The organism is Streptomyces sp. NPDC057438 (assembly GCF_042802995.1).
Lineage (GTDB): Bacteria > Actinomycetota > Actinomycetes > Streptomycetales > Streptomycetaceae > Streptomyces.
Genome location: NZ_JBHVDD010000042.1, coordinates 25350 through 48370 on the forward strand (window position 1 = coordinate 25350; position 23021 = coordinate 48370).

24 protein-coding genes and 2 pseudogenes are annotated in these 23021 nt (G+C 70.1%); 5 read left to right on the top strand and 21 right to left on the bottom strand.

What is annotated here, in order from left to right; translation table 11 throughout:
• The first annotated feature begins 192 nt into the window (after positions 1-192).
• Positions 193-687 (top strand): hypothetical protein, encoded by a 495-nt coding sequence (locus ACFU5F_RS22820; protein WP_383890196.1) that lies wholly within the window; start codon positions 193-195, stop codon positions 685-687.
• 81 nt (positions 688-768) lie between these two features.
• Here the strand turns inward: ACFU5F_RS22820 and ACFU5F_RS22825 are convergent, their stop codons facing one another.
• The 3 genes and pseudogenes from ACFU5F_RS22825 to ACFU5F_RS22835 form a co-directional block, all read right to left on the bottom strand.
• Complete coding sequence (locus tag ACFU5F_RS22825) at positions 769-972, bottom strand: DDE-type integrase/transposase/recombinase (RefSeq protein ID WP_383890199.1); 204 nt, start codon at positions 970-972, stop codon at positions 769-771.
• Positions 908-1700 (bottom strand): annotated as a pseudogene (locus ACFU5F_RS22830) (IS5 family transposase). Before ACFU5F_RS22830 ends, ACFU5F_RS22825 begins: the two are co-directional and overlap by 65 nt.
• Positions 1701-1787: 87 nt before the next feature.
• Positions 1788-2266: pseudogene (locus ACFU5F_RS22835) on the bottom strand (IS6 family transposase); the annotation flags it as partial.
• An 80-nt stretch (positions 2267-2346) separates the two neighbouring features.
• On the opposite strand from ACFU5F_RS22835, the gene ACFU5F_RS22840 reads away from it, so the two are divergent.
• Positions 2347-2673 carry a hypothetical protein gene (locus ACFU5F_RS22840; RefSeq protein WP_383890311.1) on the top strand — a complete coding sequence of 109 codons (327 nt, stop codon included), beginning with the start codon at positions 2347-2349 and terminating at the stop codon, positions 2671-2673.
• 110 nt (positions 2674-2783) lie between these two features.
• The gene (locus ACFU5F_RS22845) at positions 2784-3485 is read left to right on the top strand and encodes a class I SAM-dependent methyltransferase (protein ID WP_383890202.1); all 702 of its coding nucleotides are present in this window, start codon (positions 2784-2786) and stop codon (positions 3483-3485) included.
• Between the two features lie 112 nt (positions 3486-3597).
• Here ACFU5F_RS22845 and ACFU5F_RS22850 read toward each other — a convergent pair whose 3' ends face one another.
• From ACFU5F_RS22850 to ACFU5F_RS22910, 13 genes are all read right to left on the bottom strand, one after another.
• Positions 3598-4452: a hypothetical protein gene (locus tag ACFU5F_RS22850; RefSeq protein ID WP_383890205.1), complete on the bottom strand. Its 855-nt coding sequence runs from the start codon at positions 4450-4452 to the stop codon at positions 3598-3600.
• On the bottom strand, positions 4439-4789 hold the full coding sequence (locus ACFU5F_RS22855; protein ID WP_383890208.1) for a hypothetical protein: 351 nt from the start codon (positions 4787-4789) through the stop codon (positions 4439-4441). The genes ACFU5F_RS22850 and ACFU5F_RS22855 overlap by 14 nt, the downstream gene beginning before the upstream one ends.
• A gap of 67 nt (positions 4790-4856) precedes the next feature.
• Positions 4857-5870, bottom strand: coding sequence for an NAD(P)H-dependent glycerol-3-phosphate dehydrogenase (locus ACFU5F_RS22860; protein WP_383890211.1), 1014 nt, complete (start codon positions 5868-5870; stop codon positions 4857-4859).
• Positions 5867-6742, bottom strand: a complete 876-nt coding sequence (locus ACFU5F_RS22865) for a class I SAM-dependent methyltransferase (RefSeq protein ID WP_383890214.1) — start codon at positions 6740-6742, stop codon at positions 5867-5869. Before ACFU5F_RS22865 ends, ACFU5F_RS22860 begins: the two co-directional genes overlap by 4 nt.
• Positions 6739-7887, bottom strand: a complete 1149-nt coding sequence (locus ACFU5F_RS22870; RefSeq protein WP_383890217.1) for a YcaO-like family protein — start codon at positions 7885-7887, stop codon at positions 6739-6741. Before ACFU5F_RS22870 ends, ACFU5F_RS22865 begins: the two co-directional genes overlap by 4 nt.
• Complete coding sequence (locus tag ACFU5F_RS22875; RefSeq protein WP_383890219.1) at positions 7884-9122, bottom strand: TfuA-like protein; 1239 nt, start codon at positions 9120-9122, stop codon at positions 7884-7886. The genes ACFU5F_RS22870 and ACFU5F_RS22875 overlap by 4 nt, the downstream gene beginning before the upstream one ends.
• A gap of 319 nt (positions 9123-9441) precedes the next feature.
• Positions 9442-9861, bottom strand: a complete 420-nt coding sequence (locus ACFU5F_RS22880; protein ID WP_383890221.1) for a hypothetical protein — start codon at positions 9859-9861, stop codon at positions 9442-9444.
• A complete protein-coding gene (locus ACFU5F_RS22885) occupies positions 9848-10420 on the bottom strand; it encodes an ATP-binding protein (protein ID WP_383890223.1) in 573 nt (190 codons plus the stop codon). The genes ACFU5F_RS22880 and ACFU5F_RS22885 overlap by 14 nt, the downstream gene beginning before the upstream one ends.
• A gap of 35 nt (positions 10421-10455) precedes the next feature.
• A complete protein-coding gene (locus ACFU5F_RS22890) occupies positions 10456-11079 on the bottom strand; it encodes a GntR family transcriptional regulator (protein ID WP_383890226.1) in 624 nt (207 codons plus the stop codon).
• A gap of 81 nt (positions 11080-11160) precedes the next feature.
• On the bottom strand, positions 11161-11349 hold the full coding sequence (locus tag ACFU5F_RS22895; RefSeq protein WP_383890229.1) for a hypothetical protein: 189 nt from the start codon (positions 11347-11349) through the stop codon (positions 11161-11163).
• 8 nt (positions 11350-11357) lie between these two features.
• Positions 11358-12203, bottom strand: a complete 846-nt coding sequence (locus ACFU5F_RS22900) for a hypothetical protein (RefSeq protein WP_383890232.1) — start codon at positions 12201-12203, stop codon at positions 11358-11360.
• Positions 12204-12334: 131 nt separating this feature from the next.
• Positions 12335-13006 (bottom strand): hypothetical protein, encoded by a 672-nt coding sequence (locus ACFU5F_RS22905; protein WP_383890235.1) that lies wholly within the window; start codon positions 13004-13006, stop codon positions 12335-12337.
• Between the two features lie 79 nt (positions 13007-13085).
• Complete coding sequence (locus ACFU5F_RS22910; protein WP_383890238.1) at positions 13086-13715, bottom strand: hypothetical protein; 630 nt, start codon at positions 13713-13715, stop codon at positions 13086-13088.
• 163 nt (positions 13716-13878) lie between these two features.
• Here ACFU5F_RS22910 and ACFU5F_RS22915 point away from each other — a divergent pair, with 163 nt between their 5' ends.
• Both ACFU5F_RS22915 and ACFU5F_RS22920 read left to right on the top strand, forming a co-directional pair.
• Positions 13879-15147 (top strand): Tat pathway signal protein, encoded by a 1269-nt coding sequence (locus ACFU5F_RS22915; protein ID WP_383890240.1) that lies wholly within the window; start codon positions 13879-13881, stop codon positions 15145-15147.
• Positions 15144-15713, top strand: coding sequence for an N-acetyltransferase (locus tag ACFU5F_RS22920; protein ID WP_383890243.1), 570 nt, complete (start codon positions 15144-15146; stop codon positions 15711-15713). Before ACFU5F_RS22915 ends, ACFU5F_RS22920 begins: the two co-directional genes overlap by 4 nt.
• A 406-nt stretch (positions 15714-16119) precedes the next feature.
• Here the strand turns inward: ACFU5F_RS22920 and ACFU5F_RS22925 are convergent, their stop codons facing one another.
• The 5 genes from ACFU5F_RS22925 to ACFU5F_RS22945 all read right to left on the bottom strand — a co-directional run bounded on the left by ACFU5F_RS22925 (position 16120) and on the right by ACFU5F_RS22945 (position 23015).
• Complete coding sequence (locus ACFU5F_RS22925; protein WP_383890314.1) at positions 16120-16845, bottom strand: prepilin peptidase; 726 nt, start codon at positions 16843-16845, stop codon at positions 16120-16122.
• Positions 16846-16922: 77 nt separating this feature from the next.
• A complete protein-coding gene (locus ACFU5F_RS22930) occupies positions 16923-18530 on the bottom strand; it encodes a DUF2637 domain-containing protein (RefSeq protein WP_383890246.1) in 1608 nt (535 codons plus the stop codon).
• A gap of 125 nt (positions 18531-18655) precedes the next feature.
• Positions 18656-22120 (bottom strand): LysM peptidoglycan-binding domain-containing protein, encoded by a 3465-nt coding sequence (locus tag ACFU5F_RS22935; protein ID WP_383890248.1) that lies wholly within the window; start codon positions 22118-22120, stop codon positions 18656-18658.
• Positions 22120-22572, bottom strand: coding sequence for a TadE/TadG family type IV pilus assembly protein (locus ACFU5F_RS22940; RefSeq protein ID WP_383890251.1), 453 nt, complete (start codon positions 22570-22572; stop codon positions 22120-22122). The genes ACFU5F_RS22935 and ACFU5F_RS22940 overlap by 1 nt, the downstream gene beginning before the upstream one ends.
• Positions 22572-23015 carry a TadE/TadG family type IV pilus assembly protein gene (locus ACFU5F_RS22945; protein WP_059082774.1) on the bottom strand — a complete coding sequence of 148 codons (444 nt, stop codon included), beginning with the start codon at positions 23013-23015 and terminating at the stop codon, positions 22572-22574. The genes ACFU5F_RS22940 and ACFU5F_RS22945 overlap by 1 nt, the downstream gene beginning before the upstream one ends.
• Positions 23016-23021 lie beyond the last annotated feature (6 nt).

The window sequence follows — 23021 nt, forward strand, 5'->3', positions numbered from 1 at the left end:
GAAGCCACTTCGTCCTGAAGGCATCAATTTTGTTCGCCAAGTTGGGCCGGGCCCTCACAGCTTCAAGATCATCCCATGGCCCCTCTTGGGCTCACCTCGATACCCCCTGCGCGCCCGTGCGCCCCTGGGATGCAACGCTGCGCTGACAGTGTGGCGTTGTCAGCATGATGCTGTGCCGAGAGAGTGAGCGGCATGACGACCACTGACAAGCCCGCTCGTCCACCCCGGCCGATCCCGTACGTGATGGACGAGGACCAGGCCCGGCTGCTTGCCCGGCTCTCCGAGGACTACGCCGACGTCGCACCCGAGATCCAGAACCGTACGCCGCAGGCGTCGGTCGCCGTGCTGCTGCACGCCGTCCATGCCCATCAGGCGCAGCGCGTGTTCGCCACCAACACACGCTGGAGGGAGATCGCGGGCCTCACGGAGGTGCCCGAGGACCGCGCGGACGACATCGCCGCCGCGCTCGCGTTGCTCCAGGTCGCCCGCGCCGATCTGGAGGGCCTGGAGGCCGCTCTGCTGCTGGCCGCTCGCACAGCCAGCACCCGCACGGGCAAGCCGGTGCTGACGTTCAAACAGATCGCTGCCGCGCTCGGCGTCGAGTCTGAGCAGGCCGCCCAGGGCCGCTACCGCCGCAAGGTCGGCAACCTCAACGGCAGCGACTCCGGCGCCGACGGCACCCCGTAGACGAAGGCGTGGCCGGGAGCGACCACCTGAGTATCACGCTCACCCCGCGTTCAAGCTGTAGCGGCTACTTCGCACCGTGGGTCAGAGATAGGACGCCGGGGCCAACGCGGAGAGAAACTGCTGGGCTTCACCGGTACTGCGGAAGCCCTTCATCGCGCGTTCACGCTGCCGGGTGGGCTGATGGCTGTTCTCGGCCCGGTTGTTCAGGCCCTTAGAGGTCCTAACAAAGGCGTTGGACGTGTCGGTGGGTGATGAGACAGGTGGCGAGGCCGAGGAAGGCTTCATGGATGTCGTCGCGTCGTTCCCAGCTCGGATGCGCAGGCGACGGAAGCCGTGGAGCCAGGAGATGGTGCGCTCGACGACCCAGCGGAAGATGCCCAGGCCGGAGCCATGTGGCTAGCCCCGTTCGGCGATCGCGGGCCGGATGCCGCGTTTCCGCAGCAGTCGCCGGTACTTGTCGTGGTCGTAGCCGCGGTCCGCGAAGAGCATGTCCGGCCGTCTCCGCGGCCGCCCGACCGTGCCGGCCACGGGTGGAATCTTGTCCAGCAGCGGGATCAGCTGAGTGACGTCATTGCGATTGCCGCCGGTCAGCGACACCGCGAGCGGGATGCCCTGCCCGTCGACAAGGACGTGGTGCTTGCTGCCCGGCCGTGCGCGGTCGACCGGGCTGGGACCGCTTTTGGGCCCCGTCGGGCCGCCCGCACGTGGGAGGAGTCGATCACCGCCCTCGACCAGTCCAGCTGCTTCGCCGACCGCAGCTTCTTCAGCAGCACCAGGTGCAGCTTCTCCCACACACCGGCCTCGTTCCATGCGGCCAGGCGCCGCCAGCAGGTCATGCCCGAGCCGAAGCCCAGTTCCTGGGGCAGGTACTCCCACTGGATGCCCGTGTGCAGCACGAACAGGATCCCGCACAGGGCTTGTCGGTCCGGCACCCGCGGCCGGCCCGCCACCAGCTTCGGTCCCGGCTCGGGCAGTAACGGCTCGATGAGCGACCACAGTTCGTCCGACACGATCCACGGCCGCGACTGACGTTTCCCCACGACCAGACCAACGACCACCCAAGTCGAAAGTCACTTGATCAACAACTTCTGTTAGGACCTCTTATGGGAACGGTGCTCGACCGAGGGCATGACCTCGCGGTGGGCGGCGCCGTAGGAGCGGAGCTTGTCCGTGACGACCACCCTCGGCACCGCGCTCGTCTTCTTCATCAGACGGCGCAGGAAGCGCCGGGCCGCGGCCTTGTCCGGCGGTTCTGCACGAGAATGTCGAGCACGTTGCCGTCCTGGTCGACGGCCCGCCACAGGTACTTCCGCTCCCCGTTGACCTTGATGAACACCTCGTCCAGATGCCATTTGTCCCCGGGCTGGGGCCGGCGGCGACGGAGTCCGTCGGCGTAGGCCTGCCCGAACTTCCGGCACCACCGCCGGACCGTTTCATAGGAGACGATCACGCCGCGCTGGAGCATCAGCTCCTCCACCTCACGGAATGACAGCGGGAAGCGGAAGTACAGCCACACACAGTGGGAGATCACCTCGACCGGGTAGCGGTGCCCCTTGTACGACGGTGACGTGCTCGCCAAAGACAATCCCCCTCCACCACGATCACGAAGAAGATCATCTCATCCCGTCAGCCAACGTGACAGCGCCCTACGACTCGGTCATGGCCGCCCGGGTCCTCGGTCAGGGCTACGCCTACCTGCTGACCGCGATGAACCACCGGGGCGAGCGGCTGGGGCTGGCGCCCAGCAAGCTCGTCGACATCGGCGTCCACACGGTCATCCTGGACACGGTCGCGTACGCCGAGCTGTGCGAGAAGTTCAACGGCGGACAGTTCTTGCACCACGTGCCCAAGGTGGACATGAAGAACGACGGCTCCGTGATCAAGACGGCCCACATCGTCGCCGCCGACGGCTGGGAGGTCGACCTGCCGTTGTGGACGGACGCCGCCGACTGCGGCCCGTGCCACCCCGGCAGCGACTCGCACTGATCACGCCGCAGCTACGAGCTCCTCGGGCCCCGGCCGCACGGCTGGGGCCCGACGGCACGCCCGGGTGAGATTTCGGCGAACCGGCCCACGGCCCGGTTGCGGCCGCCAGGATGGTCCGGGTGACCACCAGCACCGCAGACTTCTGGCACCACTACGGCCGCGCCCGCGCCACCAGTGACCGCGCCGTTCCCGGCACCTTCTACTGGAGTTGGGGCCAGGACGCCGGGCCCGGTCCCGAGGTCCTCGGTGAGGTGACCGGCCGCTGTGTGGGCGACCTCGGCGCCGGCACATCCCGGCATGCAGCGCACCTGGCCGTCCATCACCAGCCGGCCCGGATCGTCGCCGTCGACGCCTCGCCCGCCCAGCACGCCATGGCAGCCGACCTCTATGCCCACCTCGCTCCGCGCCTGCGCATCGTGCAGTCCGACGCGGTGCCCCACCTGCAGGCGATGACGTGCGCGTACGACGTGTTGTACAGCGTCTTCGGCGCCGTGGACTTCACCGACCCGCGCGAGCTGCTGCCTGCGGCGGCCGCCGCCCTCAAGCCGGGCGGACGACTGGTGTTCGCAACCCTCGCCCACTACCTGAACGGGGCACCTGCCCAGCCCGATGCCACGGCCGCCGACATTCCGGCAAAGACACCGGACGGCCGAACCACCACAATGCGCCGCTGGGTCCTCCAGGAGCACGTGTGGACCAAGCTGCTCGACGAGGCCGGATTTACCGACATCACTGTTGACGTGCTGCCCGCCGCCACCGGCGGGCCTCGCACCGCCGACACCCTGCTGGTGAGCGCGTACCACCCGTCTTAAGGGCGGGGCTGTCTATGAGCGGCCGAAGCCGGCTGGGGCCCGGATGCAGTCGTGCCCCGCCGGTTTCCCGTGAGGGGTCTGGCGGGGCGCGACTGCGTCTGTCGGCGAGCGCTCAGGCGGCGAACGCGGTGTAGCTGCCTGTGGTGAGGCCGGAGAAGGTGATGAGCTGGCGGGGTTTGAGGCAGGTGAAGGCGATGTGCATCGTGATGCCGGCGGCGATGGCGTAGGGCATGGTCTGTTCGATGAGCAGGGCGGGTGGCAGGGCGATTTCCGCGGTGATGACGGTCGCGGCGACCAGGCGCCACATCCGGACGTCACGACTGTTGAGGTTGCCCGTGTGGCGGCGGACGGGGGCGGGGATGGCGTGCTGGCTCCGGTAGGGAAGCCGGTCTTTGACCTGGGTGTAGGTGTGGACCCATTGGGCCAGGTAGAGGCCGGTGCGGAACTGTGGGGAGGTGAGTTTGTGCCAGGCGCTGTTCCAGTAGACGTCGGTGGTGATCAGCACGAGGAGACACAGTGCCCAGGTGTTGGCCGTGCTGGAGCCGTGCTCGATCCCCGGTCCGCGGCCGAGGTCGCCGGCGACGAGGAGGCAGCCGCCGGTGAGCAGGGTGTAGCGCACGGCGTTGGGGCTCTTGAGGTAGCACAGCTCCATCGCGGCACCGGCCAGGACCATCACGAGCGCCGCCCGGGGCGCCAGACCCGCCGCGAGGGCGGCGGCCGCCATCGTGCGGGCGATCAGCACGGGCCGGTAGGCGCCGGTCAGGCACCGGGCCCGCACGGGGCCGTAACGCTGCTCGGCGGTGTGGGTGCTGAGTGAGCCGGGGGTGAACCGGTCCCATCCGCCCTGGCCGAAGGAGAGGGCGAACCGCAGGGTGCAGACGGTGCCGTAGAGGATGCGGAACAGGTGGAGCCGTCCGGGATCGGTGGGGTGCTGGAACCCGGAGGCGAGGGCGTCAACGAACCACACTGTCAATCACCTCGATCGGCTGCTCGCCCTGCGCGCAGAGGACTCGGCCGCGGCCGTCGATGCGGTCGTAACCGCCGGGGCGGGTCAGGTGAGTGATGATCGCCTGGAGCCGCTCGGGGCTGAGGAGGAAGCTGCCCGGGGAGAGGTAGCGGTAGGGGTTCACCGGTTCGGTGCGGCCGTTCCTGGTGCCGTCGAGGGTGATGATCGTGAAGCGGGCGCGGCAGAACATTCTCCAGCGCAGCCACCTGCCGGGCAGGTGAGTGAACCCGGTGAGCATCCAGCCCACGAGGCCGGCGGTGACGGCGAGTTGGACAGCGGACAGCACAGACGCGTGCATGGGAAAGGGGCCTCCGTGATGGGGAGGGTGACGTGGTGAGGGGCGCCGCGCGAGGGGCGCCCGGGGGTCAGTGCTCGGGCTTGGGGGGCCGCTGCATGAGTGCGGCGGCGGCCTCATCGAGCGTGACCTTCTCGTGCAGGAGTGCAGAGACGATGTCCGTGATCGGCATCTCGACGCCGTGGGCGCGGGCGAGTTCGAGGACGGCCCCTGCGGACTTGACGCCTTCGGTGGTCTGCCGGGTGGCGGCTGTGGCCTCCTCGACGCTCATGCCCTGGCCCAGGTGGGTGCCGAAGGTGCGGTTGCGTGAACGCGGTGAGGAACACGTGGCCACGAGGTCGCCGAGTCCGGCCAGTCCCGCGAGGGTGACCGGGCTGGCACCCATGGCCACGGCCAGGCGGGTGGTCTCCGCCAGTCCGCGGGTGATGAGCATGGCGGTGGCGTTGTGGCCCATACCCATGCCGGCCGCGATGCCCACGGCGAGCGCGATGACGTTCTTGACCGCGCCGCCCATCTCGCAGCCGACGACGTCGGTGCTGGTGTAGGGCCGGAAGTAGGGGGTGAGGCAGGCTGTCTGGACGCGTCGGGCGACGGTAGCGTCCGGGCAGGCGACGGTGGCGGCTGCCGGCTGGCCTTGCATGATCTCGCCTGCCAGGTTCGGCCCGGACAGCACCGCGATCCGCTCCGCGCCGATGCCGGTCACCTCGGCGATGATCTGACTGGCGCGCTTGCCGCTTGCGGTCTCGATGCCCTTCATCAGCGACACGACCACGGTGTCCGCTGCGATGAGCGGCGCCCACGCGGTCAGGTTCTCGCGCAGAGCCTGCGCGGGAATGGACAGGACCAGGAAGTCCGCGCCGTCCAGGGCTGCCGCCGGCTCGGTCGTGGCCGTGAGCAGAGCGGGAAGCTCGGTCTCGGGGAAGTAGGCCGGGTTGCGGTGGGCGGTGTTGATCGCATCGGCGATCTCGGGGCGGCGGGCGTGCACGGTGACCCGGCTGCCGGCGTCCGCCATGATTTTGGCGACGGCCGTGCCCCAGGACCCGGCCGAGAACACCGCCGCGCGGCTGTGCTTGCGCTGGCTCACTGCGGGGTCCTCTCGCTGGTCACAGTGCCCTCCGCCAGGCGGCCGGGCTCGGGCATCCTATCGGCCTCCTCGTCCTCTACGTGTGGCGTCGGGGGGCGTCGCAGGGTCAGCAGTACCGCGCGGCGGCCGTTCAGGGCGGGCAGCATCCGGCGCGCCTCGTGGAGCATGAACCGCGCCTGGTCGCCGAGTTCGCGGTGCAGGTCGTCGGCGTGCGCGAGCCACAGCCGGTAGAGCCGCTCCCACATGGCCGGCTCGCCAAGGCGTTCGTCGACGTGCTCCACGGTGAGGCCGGCCGCATGGGCCTGCTCCTCCCACACGGGTTCGGCGCCCGGGCGCAGGGACCGGGTGAGGGTGAGGCGGCCGCCGGGCGCGAGGATGCGGCCCAGCTCGCGGACCGCCTCGCCGCGGTCCTGGGTGAAGCTGAGGGCGTCGACGCAGACGATGCCGTGGGCATGACGGTCGGGCAGGCCGGTTGCGTCGATTGAGGCGACGTGGAAGGCGGCGCGGTCGGCGGGCACGAACCGGCTGCGGCGCCTGGTCGCGCGGGCGAGGGCGACGGGTGAGATGTCGATGCCCTCCAGACGGGCGTTCAGGGCGCGGGCCAGCCACAGCCCGATCCCGCCGGTGCCGCATCCCGCGTCCACGAGCCTCTGCCCGGGACGCATCCGCAGCCGGGTCGTCATCAGCCCGAGCAGCGGCCAGTCACACGAGCTGGAGGCGTTGACCTCGTGCGGGTAGTCCTCGCCCATCGCCGCCTCGTACAGGCGGGCGACGAGATCGGTGCGGGCCCGCGCGGCGTGGAACGCGTCGAAGTGGTCCGCCGGGCTGGCGGGCGGCAGGGGCGCGGGCTGGTGAGTGGTGGGGTGTGTCATCGGGGCATCGCCCTCCTGATCCGTGAGCGGGTGCCGGGACAGACGGCCTGCACCGTGTGGACGGGCAGGCCCGGCGCGGACAGGTCCAGGACCACCGGGTCGTGTCCGGTCACGATCTCGATCCGCTCGGCCACCTCCCCGATGTGGCCGGTGAACCCGCCTAGGGGCGACGGGAAGTGGGCTGTCGCCTGCGGCCACGGCATCGCCGAGCGTGCTGTGGCCGGCCGGTGCGGCAGGCTGCCGAAATCGGGGCTGTCGCTGGGCAGGTCGTCGCGGGTGCCGGCGATGACGGCCGCGCGGGACTGGGCGGCCTCGGTCAGGGCGCGGGTGGCCGCGATGCCGGGGCCGGCGTGGCAGCCGCCGCCGGCGAACACCTGCGGGTGGTCCTCCGACCACAGGTAGGCCACGCACACCGGCAGCCCGTACGGCCCGTCGACGAGGAAGAGTTCCAGACCCATCCCTGCGTCGAGGAGCCGGTTGATCACCTCCCGGGCATCGGGGTCGGTGACGGTGTGCGGGGCGATCAGTATCCGGTTCCGCCCGCCGCTCCACCCGTCCCGGTACAGCACGTCGCGCTCGACGACCTCGTACAGCGCGTGCAACAGCGCCTCGTCGCGGGTGCTGCCGCACGCCAGGCCGGTGCTGGTCGCCCGCAGCAGATCAGGGGCCCACTCGGGCCGCTGGGCGCGGCGGCGGACCAGATCGACCGGCACCACGGCCGGCTCGCCGCTGATCAGGTGGGTGCCGGGCGTCCACTCCCACGCGATGCGGGCGAGTACATCCGCGCTGTGGGGGACGGTCAGCGGCAGGTCGGCGACGGGGCAGTCGGGGGCGACTTCCGCGGCCGGGCCAGCCGCGGCGATGGGCAGGGGCTGCTCCACGTGCCACAGCTCGATGGCCTCCATGACCGCCGACAGCCGCGCCAGGCCGTCGGTCAGGCCTTTGCCCTGGGAGGTGGCCAGGGTCAGGGAGCCGGGCCGGATCGCCGTCCACACCGGCACTCCGATGCAGTCCAGGCCGGTCAGCCGGGCCACGCGGGTGATCCCGAACCCCGGCAGATAGGGGGCCAGGGCCTGCCATGTCTCCTCGGGCCCCCGGGCCCGCAGGGTGCCCGGCAGGACCACCATGTCGTCCTCGCGCCTCAACGGGCCGCCTCCGTCCGCTCGTCCATGAATCCGGGCATCAGCCGCTTCGCCGCCTCGACGGCGCGGGCCCCGCTGACCAGTCCCCGCGCGGACGCGACGGTGTCGAAATCACCGGCCGGGCACCGCCAGATCTGCCGGAGCGTGCGGCCGGTGAGGTCGTCGCACACGGCCGCGGTCGAGAACCCCGCCACACTGCGGCGCACCCGGTTCAGGGCCTCGGCGTACCGGGCGACCGCCTGGCGGTCCTCGGGTGTCTCCTCGGCCAGCAGCAGGGCCACGGTCTCCTCGTCGCGTAGGTCGATGGCCGGGTGGAACACCTGATGCGCGGCGAGAGACCCGCCCTGGCCGGTGACCTGCTGCAGCCGGGCGCCGAGCGGCAGTCCCGGCCCGTGCTGGGGACGCAGCGAGCGGTGTTCGAGGTAGGCCGTCCACGTCCGCGTGAACTCCGGGGCGAACGCCTGTTGATAGATCAGCCGGTCCTCGGTGGCCAGGTCCAGCCCGTCAACCCGTGAGCGGGCGAAGGTGTTTGACCAGCGCTGGAAGTGCACCGTCCGCCATACCTGCGGCTCCTCGGCAGGGGCCCCGCGGTGCGGGCTGCGCAGGGCGGCCCGGACCGCGCTGAGTGCCTCGGCCCGCTTGAGGTCACCGAAGTGCGGGTTGCGCCGGCGGCGTTCGGTCAGCCACCGGTCGAACTGCTCCTCGCCGCAGTTGCGGGACACGGCCCGCACCGCGGCCCGGGTGCGCTGCGGGTAGTAGACCTCCCGCAGTGCCGCCAGGAGCCGGACCGCCCGCTCCGGGCCGACGATGCCGCGCGCGGCAGCCGTCTTCAGGACGTACCTGAGGTTGACCAGCGGCCACGTCAGTGACTCCTCCCGGCCGTCCGGGGCCTGCCCCACCGCCACCTCGTCATCCCCGCAGAGGGCGCCGACGGCGTACCCGCGGTAGATGGTGCCGATGCCGCGCATCCCGTACGGCGCGAGTTCGGCCGCCCGCAGGGCGCCGATGCTCGCCGCCCCGATCACCCGGACCCCGCGGGCCATCGCCGCCACGATTTCCTTGTGCCGCAGCGCGGGGGCCTGGTGGTACAGCCCGTCGATGATCACCGCCGTGTCGCCGTCGGGGACCGACTCGGGGAACAGGTCGCCGTGCCGCACCGGCGGCCGGGACCGTACCTGGGGCGCTGTCAGTAACGGCTCAGGCCGGGACAGGGTCGGCCCGGCAAATACATGGATCACTGCTGAAACCTCCTCGAAAGGGCGGGCACCCTTCTCCGGCCACCGTCGGCCGGGGAAGGGCGCCCAGGTGAGAACTAGTGGTGAGGACTACTCCTCGTCGTCGACGTCGACCGCGATGACCACCTCTTCGGTGGCGAGGTTCTCGGGCGTCTGCGTGGTCGAGGTCCTGGCGGCGGCCTGCGACTTGGCTTCCATGGGCTTTTCCTTCTTCCTTGTGGTGGTGCGGGCCGGCTGCCCGCACGGGTGGTGCTGCGGGGCCCTCGGGCTATGGCCCGGCGGGTCCCGCCTGCCCGCCCAGGCGGGGGCGGGAAGCTCTGGGTCAGTCGATCCGGGGAATCCGCCGCGCGAGTCGGACGACGGCGAACGCGTCCGTGCCGCCTACATATCCGCATACGCCCCAGGTCGAGGGACGGGGCTGGAGGCTCATCGCAGGCTCGGCGCTCGTGAGGCTCTCGGCACTGCGCACGCTGACCATCGCCTGGTGATCGGTCCATCCGACGGCGACCTTCACGTAGGGACTGCTCCGGAAGCTCCCGGCGAACTCCCACGCGAGATCACCGAGGAGGTCGGCGACAGACGGCGTGAAACCCCAGTGGGTGAACGCCTCCGTGACGGTGCGCACCAGATCTTCCGTCCCGGGGCCCACGGGCCAGGTCCAGCGCAGGTATGCGCCCTGCATGCGGGCCGGTCCCGCCGCATGCACGGCAGAGAGCGCGAGCGTGTCGTCAGTGGCGTGCATCGAAAGTGTCCTCGAAGGTGTGGGGGGCTGTGCGGTGTTCTGGGGGGAGGGCGATGTGGGCCCGCACGGCGGTGCCGCAGGCGGTGGGGAAGCTCTCCCACCGGGTCGCCAGGGCCTCGACCAGCACCAGCCCCCGGCCGCCCTCCGCGTCCGCTCCGGCCTGGCGGGCCGACAGCGTCCGGTAGGCGCTCTGGTCGGTCACGGCCACGGATACCTGCTCGCCGGTGAGGTAGAGGCTCACCTCGATCTCGGAACTCTTCGTGTGCGTCACCGCGTTGGTCGCGAGTTCGGACACGATCAGCGTGAGGTCGTCGGCGACCAGCATCGGGACGCGCCACAGGCGGCACCCCTCGGCGACCCGGTGACGGGCCTCGGCGGGCGTGCGCGGGTCCCGGCCGTCGAGCGTCCACGTCACCCCGAGATACGGCACCAGCGGCGCCGTCGACCCTCCCGTTCCCGGCTCGGTCCCGGAGACCGGCTGGGGCTCGCTCCAGTTCCGGGCCACCTCCGCGGCGGCGTCGTCGTACTCGTCCACTGGTTCCTCTTCCAGGTGGCTCACGAGGGGCTTCAGGGCCAACCCCGCCTGGTAGGCGGTCAGCCCGTACTTCTCCCCGAGGCTCTGCCGCGACGGAATCTGTGAGTGCAGGGGATACGCGCCCTCTTCGATCGCGCGGCGGACGTACCGCTCCGGCTCCGCCTTGGCGGCCTCCTCGTGTCCTTAGGCCGGGGTCTGGGGCCCTGCGGGTCCAGGACGATCCGGCCGCGGGAGGTGACTGTGCTGAGGAGCCCGCCATCCACGAGCTTGGCGATCACGTTGAGCAGGACGTACAGGGTCACGCCGAACTCGTCGAGGAGCCTCGCCTGGGCCGGGAACCAGGTACTGACGGGGTACACGCCGTGCTCCAGCCGCGTCCGCAGGATCGTCTCCACCCGCTCGGCTGCAGCCTCAGCAGACTCAAGACGGGGCAGCCGGGCGACGAACATCCCCTGACCGGGCACATCGCACACCGTGCCCTCGTTGGCGAGCGCCCGCAGCGCCGTGGCGATCACCTCCTTGGGCAGGCCGAACTCGGCTGCAAGCCGTGCCGTGTCGGGCAGCGGCCTTGTGATGGCGTAGGCACCGTGGAGGATCCGCCCGCGCAGAGCGTCGGTGATGACCTCGTCGGTCGCCGGCCATCGCGCTGGCTCCGACGTCGGGGCCTGTGGGATGGAGCTCAAGAAAACCCGTCCTTATCGGATGTATTGGTGGGGTCCCGGCTTTCGTTGCCGGAGGGGACAGCGACGAAGACAGCCGGCCGTCTACGCGGCGGCTGGCTGCCGCTTGATGAAGTACTGCTCGGCCTGGGCCCGGAGGCGGCTGAGGCACGGCCCGCACGTCATGAACGGGGCGTGTTGTCCGTCCCACTGCACCGGGCCGAGCCAGGTCACCAGCACGCCGGTGCTCTGGCACCCGAGCCGGCAGTCGCCGAAGACCCACCTCGACTCCATGCGCCGGATCACCTCTCGCCTCCCCTGCGCGGCGTCCGCAACTGAGCGGCTCCGCAGACCGCTGCGACGGCGAGGCCCCCGGCCAGCATGTGTGGAACGGGGGCTTCGGCCAGCCAGTTGGCGAGGACGGTGAGGTCGAACACGAAGTGCCCGATCACCACAGGAACGACACCCCCGTACCGCCGGTACAGCCAGACGCGGCCCGCGGCGTACAAGGCGATCGTGAGGGCGACCGCGCCCATGTAGGAGTGGAGAGCGATCTCAACGAGGCAGACCACGCCGTAGATCTGCCACGCCGGGCGGCGACCAGCGGCGAGCAGGGTGACGACCGCCGCCACGATCACGACGTCCTCGATGACGACCGTCGTGACGAACGCGAGAACGCCGTCCGCGACCGTCACCACACCGATGCTGGAGCGCTGCTCCAGCCCCACGACGAGAGCGTCGTCGACCCCGAGGGCCCGCAGGCCAGCCGTGATCTGCGCGGTCAGGAAGCCCGAGACCACGCAGATCAGATACGACAGTGAGGTGACCATCCACGTCCGGCGCCGCTGCTCAGTGTCCGAGACGGGAAAGCCTGGGCGCAGCCGAACCCCTTGCGAGCGGCACACCTCGACGGCCAGCCACGCCAAGGCGCATCCGTACACGGCGTCACCCAGGTGCTGGGCGAGCGCGGTCGAGGCCGGCGTCGTCGTGTAGAGGAAGACCGCACCGCCGACGCCGAACCCGAGCAGCTTCGGCCAGCGGGAGCCGTGTGACGTTCTGGTGATGACCACCCCGGCGAGCCAGACCGTCACGATCAATGCCCCGCCGAACCGGACCCACTCGCCCAGCACGTCCGGCGCGGCCTGCACGACCCGTGTCGTTCCGGCCGCCAGCGACGGACCGGAGGCGAGCGCCAAGAGCCCGCCAGCCGGTAACAGCGTGCCCCGCAAGGGGGAGTGCTCAGAAACCTCTAAGACGACGGGCGTACCGCCGGGCGGCATCATGCGCTCGCCGCCTCTCGGGCAACCGGGCCCATCCCCAGCTCGTCCAGGTCGAAGACCGTGACGTCCATGAGGGTGGCGGCCAGCTGCGCGCCAACCGTCCACTTCCTGCGCCAGTCGTCAGGGAACACGACCTCCTTCCCGACCGGGACGGGGAAAGGCCCACGACTGCTGGCATAGACCGTGCCGTATACGCCGTCGAGAAAGACGCGGCGGGCCCGGACCGCGACGACCCTGTCCCGCAGATGCGGGCACAGCCGCGCGGCCAACGGCACGCACGTGAGACACAACGGCGGATGCACCGTGACCTCCCGCTCGGGCCAGCCGTCCACGCCCCTGTAGTCCTCCAACAGCCACAGCCGGCCCTGCTCGTTCTCGTCCGACGGTCCTCCGCACACCTGACACAGCAGCTTCCGCATCGCGCGCTTCTGCCGGGGCGCATGCGCCACGTCAAAAAGCGCGGCCCCGTCTCCCTGACGCAGCGCCCAGCGCTTCCACAGCACCCCGGCCGTGCCACGGCCCTGAGCGTGTCCGTTGGCGCCCACAGCGTCTTCGAATGCGATGCCGTCGGCGGCCTGGACAACGGCCGGCTCCGGCAGGCGCTCGTTGCTCCATGCGGCGATGTAGGGGACGGGAAGGCCCTTGTAACTGAGGGAAGGGGGTCGGGACATGTCTCTCTCACGATGGCGGGTTGGGGTGGTGGAAGGCGCCGACCGTGCCGTACGAGGGGAGAGCACGGCCGGCGCCGGTCTATGCCCGGAAGGCCGTCGGCGTGGCGCCTTCGGAACCGTCGGCTGCCTGCTGCGTCTCCACCTGCCGCAGCCTGCCGATCGAGACGAGCTGGGAGACCATGTCCGGGACAGCGAGGAGGCCGGGCCCCTCGGGCGGCACGCACCAGTAGGAGCGCTCTTCAGGCCCGGTCGCGTCTGGTCGCGGAACACCGATAACGCTGTTGATCCCGAGGAACTCAGCCTTCGGGGCGAGGCGGCCGCTCCTCCACTCCTGGCGCTCCCCGGTGCTCCTCGGCACGAGGACGTAGTACCGGTGAGCGTGCTGGTCCTGGAAGACCGGAGCGCCACGCAACGCCGCCGCGAGGAAGACGTTGACCTCCGCGCTGTCCTTGGCGCCGGCCGCCGCGTGGATCAGGTTGGCTTCGATGCGGATCGCACCGAAGACGCCGCCACAGCACAGGAGCGCGATCCCGTTTCGTTTCGTCCACGCTGCCTTGGCCTCAGCCCTGTCCTGAGCCGCAGCCAGAAGCCAGGTGAAGGACGCGAAGGCACGGTCGATGCCGGAGTGCACGAGCACACCGGCCCCGGCCTCCACGGGCGTGCGCACCTCGACACGAACGGCGGGTTCTAAATCTCTGGGGTGGGGCATGGGGGACTCCCTGGTCCACGGTCGTGCTCGTCCTGGGCATCCAGAAAACAGCCGCACCACCGCCGCTGTCGCTGCCGTCACACCCGAAAGTTGCCTGCAAGCACCCTGCCGTTTTGACTATCCTTTTACCCGTCGCTTCGATGAGCCGCTCTAACGTTGCGTCATGTCGGGGACACGGAACGAGGCGCTCGCATCATGGATGGCGGCGCACGGCTTGGTTGTCAAGGAGCTGACGTCCCAGGTCAACACAGAGATCGAGAAGCTGACGGGCCACCCCGGCACAGTCAACGAAAGACACGTCTGGAAGCTGCTCAAGGGAGAGCACCGATCCCCCAACGCTCTGCTGCGGACTGCGCTGGAGAGGCTGACGGGTCTCCCAGCCACAGAGTTAGGCTTCGCATCCCGGGGGAGAAAGACATCAAACCTCTCCCCAGCATCCGAGGACGACGACTTGTACCGCCGCACCTTCCTAGCCGCGGCCACCGCCGCCGGTGTCTCCACGGCAACGCCATCAGGTCCCCGCCGTCACCGCCTCAACTCCAATGACGTCGAGGTGCTACGGGCTGAACTCGTCGCCTGGACCACCGCAGAGAGCATGCACGGCGGCACCCCAGAGTTGGAGAAGCGCGCCCAGGACATCACCGACAACGTGATCAGCCTCCAGCAGGCGAACACCTCCTCAGCGCGCATCCGCTCCGAGCTGTACACAGTCGCCGCGGCCTTCTCCAACAGCGCCATGTGGGCAGCCATCGACGGCGAACGCTTCGAGTTGGCGGAGTACCACCTCGACAGAACCATCCGCCTCGCCGGCCTGTCCGGAGACCCCGCCACCGAGTTCCGCGTATGGAGTCACGCGAGCGTCCTGTTCCGGAACCTGGACCGCCCTGCCGACGCCCTGGCCGCAGCCGAGAAAGCGCGGGCCTCCTCCATCACACGGCGCGACCCCCTGTTCGCGTCGCTCGCGATGTCCCGCATAGCGCTCACGCAGGCCGAACTCGGCGACGTCAGGAGCGCCATGCGCTACCTGGACCTGGCCCAAAAGGCACTCGACCGCTCAGACCCGAACAAGCACCGCCCGGCCTGGATTCACTACTACGACCAGGCCGAACACGACCACCTCGCCATGGTCACGAGCATGCGCCTCACCCGTTGGCCCGAGGCTGAGAAGCACGCACACCGCAGCCTCGCGTACGTGCGGCCGGACCTCCAGCGGAACAAGGCGCTCCTCCGCGCCAACCTCGCCGTTGCCCAGCTTGGTCAACACGACATCGAACAGGCCGTAGCCACTGCGCACTGCATCCCCGCCGGGATGATGCGGCACGCCCGCGTCCGCGGTCTCCTGGACCGCTTCACCGAACAGGTCACCACCCTCGCCCCCCGAAACCCCGAGGCCCGCGGCTGGCGGGCCTACTACCGAACGGCGGTCGCATGACGGACACCGGCTCCCTGCACCTCCTGCGCACCGACGACGTGGACAAGCACCGGCAGCTCATCCTCGACATCCACGTGGAGGTCCGCACACAATTCGGGCTGATGGACGACCCCTTCAACGCCGTGGACCGATTCGACGAGCGCCTAACCAGCTACACGTCCCGGGACGGCTGGGAGGTCATCATCGCCTACCAGGACGACGAGCCAGCGGGCTACATCTTCGGCTCACCCCTCGTGCGCGGATCGCTGTGGTGGTCCTCAATGCGAGAGCCTCAGCCGGACGACTTCACCCACGAGACAGGCAGCCGCACCTTCGCTGTCCAAGAGGTCCTGGTCCGCGAGGCGTTCCGAGGCACAGCGGGCGCGGGGACCTCCCGCCTCCTGCACGAAACCCTGCTCGCCGAACGCACCGAGGAGCGAGCCACCCTCCTCGTCGACCCCACCCGCTCCAATGGCAGGCTGAAGGCGGTCTACGAATCCTGGGGCTACCGGGACATCGGCGCCCAGCAGCCATTCGCCGACTCACCGGTCTTCGCCACGATGCTGCGGGACCCACTGCACCAGTAGCGTCGGCGAGGGGCGGATTCCGGGGGATGCTCACATCTGGGGCTCATAAGGCGCTCTGCGCGCGAGCGGAGGTGACCTGTGGGCTTGCCCCATGGGGCTCGATGGTCGCGATTCCTTCTCCGTGTGAGCGGTGGTAGACGGGCCCTCGGCGACGGGGGCCTTCGTCGTGCCCGTCCCTGCAGGGTTGTCACAGGAGGTCAGCAGCTCGTGCAGGACGGCGTTGAGCCGCACGGGCGCTGGCAGATTGCTCATGTCCAAGACCGGTACACGGGTGCCGATCTGCCGGTGCAAGGCCTCGTGCGATGTTCAGGCGGAGCGGCCGTCAGGAACTGCTCAGAGCAAGGGATGGGTACATTCCGACGAGCACCATCGGGGCTGTTGAAGGTTCTCGCAGCTCACGCCCGGTTCACTGGGTGTACGAGCCCAGGATCACGCCGGCGAATGCCCCGGCGAGCAGGAACGGGCCGAACGGGATCCTGGTCGCCGGGCCACCGCGGCCTGCGAGCATGAGGGCGATGCCGTACAGGGCGCCGAGCAGGTACCCGGCAAAAGTCCCGATCAGGAGGAGGGGCCAGCCGTACCAGCCCAGGACAGCGCCCAGCACGAGGGCGAGTTTCACATCACCGAACCCGAAGCCCTTGCTGATGAGGAAGAGCACCAAGAAGCAGGCTCCCAGAAGGAGGGAACCGAGCAGCGCGGGCGTCCAGCTCCCTTCGGCATCGGGGAGCAACGAGGCACCACCGAGCAGCACAAGCGCCGCCGCGGCGAGCGGCAACGTGAGCACGTCGGGCAGCCGGTGTGCCGCAAAGTCGACGGCGGCGAGTAGCACGCTAACGGGGGTGAGCAGCAGCCAGACCACCAGCTCGGGGCGGGCTCCGACGGCGGCCGCCAACGCCGCGCAGACCATGGCGACGACGACGGCGATGGTGAGGGTGCGCGGACCGTACGCATCCCCGTCGGTGCAGCGGGCCCGCCCGAGCCATCCGTTGCCGGCACCGACGAAGGGGTGTCCGGCAGGACACGCTGTCCGCCACGGCTCATCGGGGGGCACGGAAAGCCGGTACGCGGCGCGCGGTATGAGCACGCCTGTGCCGGCGCCCCACAGGGCCGCTGCCGTGATGATCCAGAACATCTCCACCGGACGGAGCTTAAGCCTCGGAAAACCGGCAGTCCCGGCTGCACCCTCTTCTGCGATGAGCCCGAATCTCATCAGGCCTGGTGGAGGCCGGATTGCCGTTGGAGCGTGCTGTAGCGGCGTTGGAAGTGCGGGAGATATTTGTGGATGTGGGTGGGGTGGAGGGGCTTGTTGTACTGGGCGGTGATGCCTTTGCGGGTGAGTTGCTCGGTGAGGGTGTTGAGGTCGGGGTTTTCTGTCGTGGTGCGGTAGCGGGCCCATGCGGTGTAGATGCGGAATTGAAGGTAGTAGCGGGCGAGGGTCTTGGGCTTGACGGGTTGGCGGGTGGTGTCGAGGACGTTGTTGGCGGCGAGGGCTGTGGAGAGTTCCTGGGGTGTGGGTTCGCGGCCGTGGTGTTGCAGGAAGGCGTGCCAGGCGAGGTAGTAGCGGTCGGCTGAGGTGAGTTGGCTGTCTTTGCCCTGCGTCCGGTCGGCTCGGCGGCGGTGCTGAGGGTGTTCATCCGGTGTGTGACCGGACGGCTGGAGGTCCGGCCGGGAGGAAGCTGGTGTTGCTTCCCTCTTATCAGGCAGGGGCGTTTTTGTTTTCTCATGCTGATGAGTCTCGTCTTCACCGGCTGGGCTTTTGCGTACTTCTCCGCGTTGATGGCGCGGTTTTGGGTTGGTGGCAAAGGATTGACCTGCCGACATACCTGACCGGTATTTCTCGCGGGCTTCGGGCGGGCGGGGGCGGCTGCGGGACAGAGCGGCGGAAGCGGGGGCCTGGTTGTGGGGTGAGGTGGTGTCGTTGGAGCGGGGCGTGTGGTCTGCCGGATCCGTGCTGGCAGAGGTGTCCGTACGGGGAGGGGGTGTGGTTGGTGCTGTGCGGGCGGGAGCCGTGTGGCCGAGGGTGTGGGGGTGGGGGCGGGTTGTCGCCCGCTCGTTCGTGACTGCCGCAGGGGCGGGAGCCGGTTGCGGTGCAGGGGCAGGCGAAGCCGGCGGGGACTGGGGATGTGCCGGGTGTGGTGGGATGGGCTGGATGCCCGCCGCCGCCAGGCCCGCCGGGGCGGTTTCCCCCAGGGGGACGCCGTAGCGCGCGAGGCGGAGCGGCATCAGGGACTCCACCGGGGCCTTGCGGCGCCAGGCCCGGCCGAAGCGGGAGCGCAGGCGGGCCTGGTAGACGAGACGTTCCTGCTCCAGCTTGATGACCTGCTCGTAGGAGCGCAGCTCCCAGAGCTTCATACGGCGCCAGAGGAGGAAGGTCGGCACGGGGGAGAGGATCCAGCGGGTGAGGCGGACGCCTTCCATGTGCTTGTCGGCGGTGATGTCGGCGATCCGGCCGACCGCGTGGCGGGCCGCCTCGACCGAGACGACGAAGAGGATCGGGATCACCGAGTGCATGCCTACGCCGAGCGGGTCCGGCCAGGCCGCCGCGCCGTTGAACGCGATGGTCGCCGCGGTGAGCAGCCATGCCGTCTGGCGGAGCAGGGGGAAGGGGATGCGGATCCAGGTCAGCAGGAGGTCCAGGGCCAGCAGGACGCAGATGCCCGCGTCGATGCCGATTGGGAAGACGTGAGCGAAGTTGCCGAAGCCCTTCTGGAGGGCCAGCTCGCGTACCGCCGCGTAGGAACCCGCGAAGCCGATTCCGGCGATGACGACGGTGCCGATGCCGGTGAGGGCGATCAGCACGGCGTGTGTGCGGCGCATTGTGCAGGGCGGGTCCTGCCGGGCTGGCTGAGGGCCGGCTGCGGGCGCGGCACGGGACGTGGCGGGTGGTGTGGGAGTCTTCCTGTCGGCCGGTTTGGCGGGCTGCCGGGCTGTCGTCATGGTGTTCACCGGTTCCGCCGCGGTCCTTGGCCGGTGGTGTTGAGGAGTTCGTTGATGAGCTGTTCGGTCTCCGTCTCCAGCGAGCAGTCCAGCGCCTGGTTGACCTGCTGGACGCGGGTGATGGCGGTGTGCAGTCCCTGCCGGTTTCCGGCCGCGTACTCGAGGCGGCACCAGTCCCGGTACAAGAGCTCAGCGGTGTCGTCGACGTCGAGGCCGGTCGCGACGGCCTGGCGGGCGGCGCTGAGATCGTGGTGCGGGCCTGCGGGGGTCCGGTAGGTGGCCACGGTGTGCGCCACGTCGATGATCCGCGTGATCATCTCCTGCTGGTAGGGCTCGGCCCAGGGCAGTGGCGTTCCCCCGAACGGCTTGCCGCGGACCAAGGTGAGCGCGTTTTCCAGATCGGGCAGGCCGGCCGGGCCCAGCGGCAGCGCGCGTTCGACGAGATGAAGGAAGCGGCTCCAGTCGCACCGCACGCCGGGGGAGAGCCGGTAGGGGTCCTCGCCGGACTTGCGCCGTGGAACGTAGGGGTTGCCGGCGGGATCGCTGCCCAGGGAACGGCGCAGGCCCTGCATCCGGGCGTTGAGGGTGCTCAGTCCCCACGGACTGATGGGATCCATGTCGGAGCACACGGTGTCCGCGCTCCGCCCGGGCCGGAAATACAACAGCGCGGCGAGCTGGGCCATGCGCGGGCCGTGGCCGGTGCTGTCCACTCCCGTCACCTCGACCGGGCCCAGAACCCGGATCTCCGGCGCGTGCAGGTCTTGAGCCGCGCTCTCCACCGCCCCCGTGCCCGCCGCAGGGGCATCCGCGGCGTCCGCTTCCTTTTCCTGGGGCTCCGATTCCTGTGCGCCCTGGGGCGCCGGAGTGCCGGTGCCCGGAGCTTGGTCCTCCTCGGCCTGAGGCACCGGTGAGGTTGCCGGCAGCCGCAGGAGGCGCAGTCCGGTCGGGTCGATGGTGGCGGCGAGCAGGGCTGGGAAGACCTCGACGCTCACATCTGCTGCCGGCGTCACCGAGGGGCTCGTGCCCGGGCGGGGCGCAGGCACGGCAGTCTCCTGCGGTCCGGTCTGCTCGGCCTGGGCCACGTGGTCGGGCTCTTCTGGGACGTCCTTCCACGGACCCTCAGCCGGATGGGCCGACTGCGCGGACACCCTCAGCGCGGTGGTGATCTGCAGATACGAGGCGTGCTCCAGGCGCTGCACCGTGATCTCTGAGCCGACGGAGTCGAGTTGCTGCGGTGTGCTGAGCGAGGCGTTGAGGATCTCCGCCTCGGGGAAGTGTGCGGCCGCCGTGCTCGCCGGGGCGATGAGGGTCACGGGAACCGTCCCCGCCTTGTCGATGACGTCGGCGAACTCCCAGGCCGCGTCGGGGTCCAGCGACGATGCGCACAGCACCAGGTAGGGCTGGTGACTGGTCTCGGGCATCTGGTGGGCCTCAAGCAGCCGCTCGCTCAGATCGCGCAGCGCGTGCGTGGCGTGGCGCATGTGGGCGATCCGCGCGGTGGGCAGCAGCTGCGGCAGGTCCTCGCCGAACCCGACCGTCACGACCTCGACTTCGCTCGCCCACGGGCTCATCCCGAGCTCCAGGGCGAGCGAGGTGCACACCTCGGTGATGTGCACCGGATTGCCGTCCAGCAAAACGGCGGACACCCGGGCGAGATTGAGCAGCAGAAGGTCGCCCGCTTCGGTGCTGCCGACCGAGACCAGTCCCGGATACGGCGCCGGCACTTCGCGGGCGGCCTCATCGCCCAGGACGACAGCATCGGAGTCCAGGACCCACCAGCCGCCCTTCCCGGAGACGAAGGGTGCCTGCGGCGTCTGGGCAAGGTCCTCGGGCAGCACCTCCACTGTGCGAGCGCCGATCCGTGCGGCCCGCAGCTGCGGCAGGACCGCAGGACCCTCCTGCTGGGCCACATGGTGGGCCATGGTCCTCAGTACCGTGTCCAGGCGAGCGGCGCCGCCCGGTTCGGCGGCGGCAGCCAACTTCGCCTCCGCCGGGGACGTCTCCGACGCGATGGCGATCTTCTCGCCCGGCTTGCGGCGGCGGCGCTGCAGCGCCCTTCGCAGGGCGAGAGCACCGGTGATGGCGGCGGCCAGCAGCGCACCGGCGCCCAGCACCGTGCGCAGCACCAGCGGACCGTCGGCCGGAGCCGACGCCGGCGTCTCGGACGCCGCGGCGGTGGGGGAGGAGCCAGCGGCACCAGGCTGCTCACCCGACGCCGACGGCAAGGAGGAAGAGGACGAGGCGCCGCTGCTGGGCTGCGGCGTCACTGAGGCCGTTGCGGAAGGAGAGTGCTCCTGGCCGGGCTGCTCGGCGGGCCGGCTGCTCGGGGGACGGGGAGCCGACGACTGTGGTGCGGGCGCGGTGCTCTGGCCTGGCGCGGGTGCCTGTCCAGAGCCTGTGTCATCGCCCGGTGTCTGCTCGCTGTCCGGCGCCTGAGTAGCCGGGGGAGTGCTCTCCTGGTTGTCCCCCGCATCCCTGTTACTGCTCTCGCGCGGCGGCGTCTGCTGGTCGGCCTGCGCGCCGGGCACGGTGATCTGCTGTCCTGGGTAGATGACATCCGGATCGGTGATCTCGGGCAGGCCGTGCGGCTGCGGCTTGCCCTCGCTGGCCTCGAATAATTCGGGCCACTTGGTGCCGTCGCCGAGCTCCTCCTGTGCGATCTTCGACAGGTAGTCGCCCGAGTGGACCGTGACGGCGTGCTCGCTCTGGCCAGCAGAAGTGGCAGGACCGTCCCCCAACTGCGTGCGGACGCCTCCCGCCGCAGCGGCGTCGGGCATCTGAAGCTGCCAGCCGGGCTGCAGAAAGCTGTTCGCGTGGAAGACCTGCCCGTCGGGCATGACACGGCCCTCGTTCAGGCTCGCGATCTCCCGCCACCGCTCGCCGTCGCCCAACTCCCGCTCGGCGATGCCCCACAGGCTCTCGGCCGGCCGCGCCTCGCGCACCGTGTACGACGTACCGGACGCGGGTGTGCGCGCCGTGGAGGACGGCGAGGGTTGATCGGTCTCGCCTCCTTGCGAGGCCTGGACCGTCTGGCCGGGGATGACGGGCGCCGCAGTAGCCGGTGCGGCCTGAGCATCAAAGGCCAGGGCCGAACTCGTGGGAACCAGCACCAGGATGCTGCCGATCAGTAGCGCCGCAGCGCGCTGCGAGGCGCCCATCCCGCGCGGTGCGTGCCAGCTCCGGCCCCGCACCTGCGCGATCAGCTCGCGTACCGCACAGAAACTGAACTGCAGCCACCCGATCCAGCCCACGCAGGCGAGCAACAGCAAAAACGCCGCGCCCGTGTCCTGTCGGTCCAGCAGGTGCGTGAGGTCGTCGTGGGTGGAAGCCCAGATGACCGGAGTGACCCAGGCCAGCAGCAACGGCAGCCCCACGACCGCGGCGACCAGAACGAGCAGGCTCAAGCCGGCCTTGAGAAGACGGGCCAGGGTGCGGGCAGCCGCTGCGGTGGGGGAGTGGGTGGTGCGCATCAGTTTCCTTCGGGAGCGGTGATGCCATGCAGGAGGGTGGCCTTGCCCTGGCCGGTCACCGACAGCGAGCCGATTCCGACCACCGACAGGAACTTCGTGTCGTAGGTGCTGGTGATGTTCACGGTGAGGGTCTTGCCGTCGCCGGACACGCTGACCGTGCCGGTGGCGCCGACGGAGCGCAGGTACGCCTGAGCGGCGGCCTGCGCGTTCTGCGGATCCACGACGATCGCATTGCCGCTGATGGCCTCAGCGGGGTCGATGGCCTGTCCGCCGGCCCGGGCTGCCTCGCCGGCGATGTAGTCGGCTCGTTCGACCGCGCGCATTTTGCTGCCGCCGTCGACGGCGACGCCGATGATGCCGATCAGTGCGATGACGCATACGGCGACGAACACGGTGACGCCTCCGCGGTCATCCCACCGTGTGTGGCTCTGCCTCATGTGCCGGAAGATCATCAGTCGCTCCGCTGCCGGTACTGGTCCACCACCGAGGTCGCCGTTGACGTGAGGGTCCGCGCCCCGGGAACGCCCGGCAGCAAGAGGTCGGAGAGGTTGACCGTGCAGGTCACGGTTGCGGTGACCGTGCCGACCTGGCCCACCGGCACGCTCAGGCCACCGGTGTCGATCCTGACGGAAGCCGACGCGCACGTGATGCCCTGGTCGTTCAGGGCGTCGGCGGCCGCCGCCTGCGCGGCGCCCTGGGCGGAGGCGGCGGTGCGGTGAATGGAGGCTTCCCTGGCCGCGTCCTCAGCCGCAGAGTCGATCTTCGCTCCGGAGGTGACGAGGCGGCCGCCGGCTATCGCCAGACACAAGAACATGATCAAAGATGGGAGGATGATGGCGGCCTCGATCGCGGCGCTGCCTTCATCGCTGCGAAGCCTGCGAGCCCATCGGGCCATGTTGCA

Coding starts and splice junctions, on each gene's coding strand:
- ACFU5F_RS22820 (WP_383890196.1), top strand. CDS start 193: ATGACGACCACTGACAAGCCCGCTCGTCCACCCCGGCCGATCCCGTAC.
- ACFU5F_RS22825 (WP_383890199.1), bottom strand. CDS start 972: ATGAAGCCTTCCTCGGCCTCGCCACCTGTCTCATCACCCACCGACACG.
- ACFU5F_RS22840 (WP_383890311.1), top strand. CDS start 2,347: ATGGCCGCCCGGGTCCTCGGTCAGGGCTACGCCTACCTGCTGACCGCG.
- ACFU5F_RS22845 (WP_383890202.1), top strand. CDS start 2,784: ATGGTCCGGGTGACCACCAGCACCGCAGACTTCTGGCACCACTACGGC.
- ACFU5F_RS22855 (WP_383890208.1), bottom strand. CDS start 4,789: ATGCACGCGTCTGTGCTGTCCGCTGTCCAACTCGCCGTCACCGCCGGC.
- ACFU5F_RS22865 (WP_383890214.1), bottom strand. CDS start 6,742: ATGACACACCCCACCACTCACCAGCCCGCGCCCCTGCCGCCCGCCAGC.
- ACFU5F_RS22880 (WP_383890221.1), bottom strand. CDS start 9,861: ATGCACGCCACTGACGACACGCTCGCGCTCTCTGCCGTGCATGCGGCG.
- ACFU5F_RS22895 (WP_383890229.1), bottom strand. CDS start 11,349: ATGGAGTCGAGGTGGGTCTTCGGCGACTGCCGGCTCGGGTGCCAGAGC.
- ACFU5F_RS22905 (WP_383890235.1), bottom strand. CDS start 13,006: ATGTCCCGACCCCCTTCCCTCAGTTACAAGGGCCTTCCCGTCCCCTAC.
- ACFU5F_RS22910 (WP_383890238.1), bottom strand. CDS start 13,715: ATGCCCCACCCCAGAGATTTAGAACCCGCCGTTCGTGTCGAGGTGCGC.
- ACFU5F_RS22915 (WP_383890240.1), top strand. CDS start 13,879: ATGTCGGGGACACGGAACGAGGCGCTCGCATCATGGATGGCGGCGCAC.
- ACFU5F_RS22920 (WP_383890243.1), top strand. CDS start 15,144: ATGACGGACACCGGCTCCCTGCACCTCCTGCGCACCGACGACGTGGAC.
- ACFU5F_RS22925 (WP_383890314.1), bottom strand. CDS start 16,845: ATGTTCTGGATCATCACGGCAGCGGCCCTGTGGGGCGCCGGCACAGGC.
- ACFU5F_RS22930 (WP_383890246.1), bottom strand. CDS start 18,530: ATGCGCCGCACACACGCCGTGCTGATCGCCCTCACCGGCATCGGCACC.
- ACFU5F_RS22935 (WP_383890248.1), bottom strand. CDS start 22,120: ATGCGCACCACCCACTCCCCCACCGCAGCGGCTGCCCGCACCCTGGCC.
- ACFU5F_RS22940 (WP_383890251.1), bottom strand. CDS start 22,572: ATGATCTTCCGGCACATGAGGCAGAGCCACACACGGTGGGATGACCGC.
- ACFU5F_RS22945 (WP_059082774.1), bottom strand. CDS start 23,015: ATGGCCCGATGGGCTCGCAGGCTTCGCAGCGATGAAGGCAGCGCCGCG.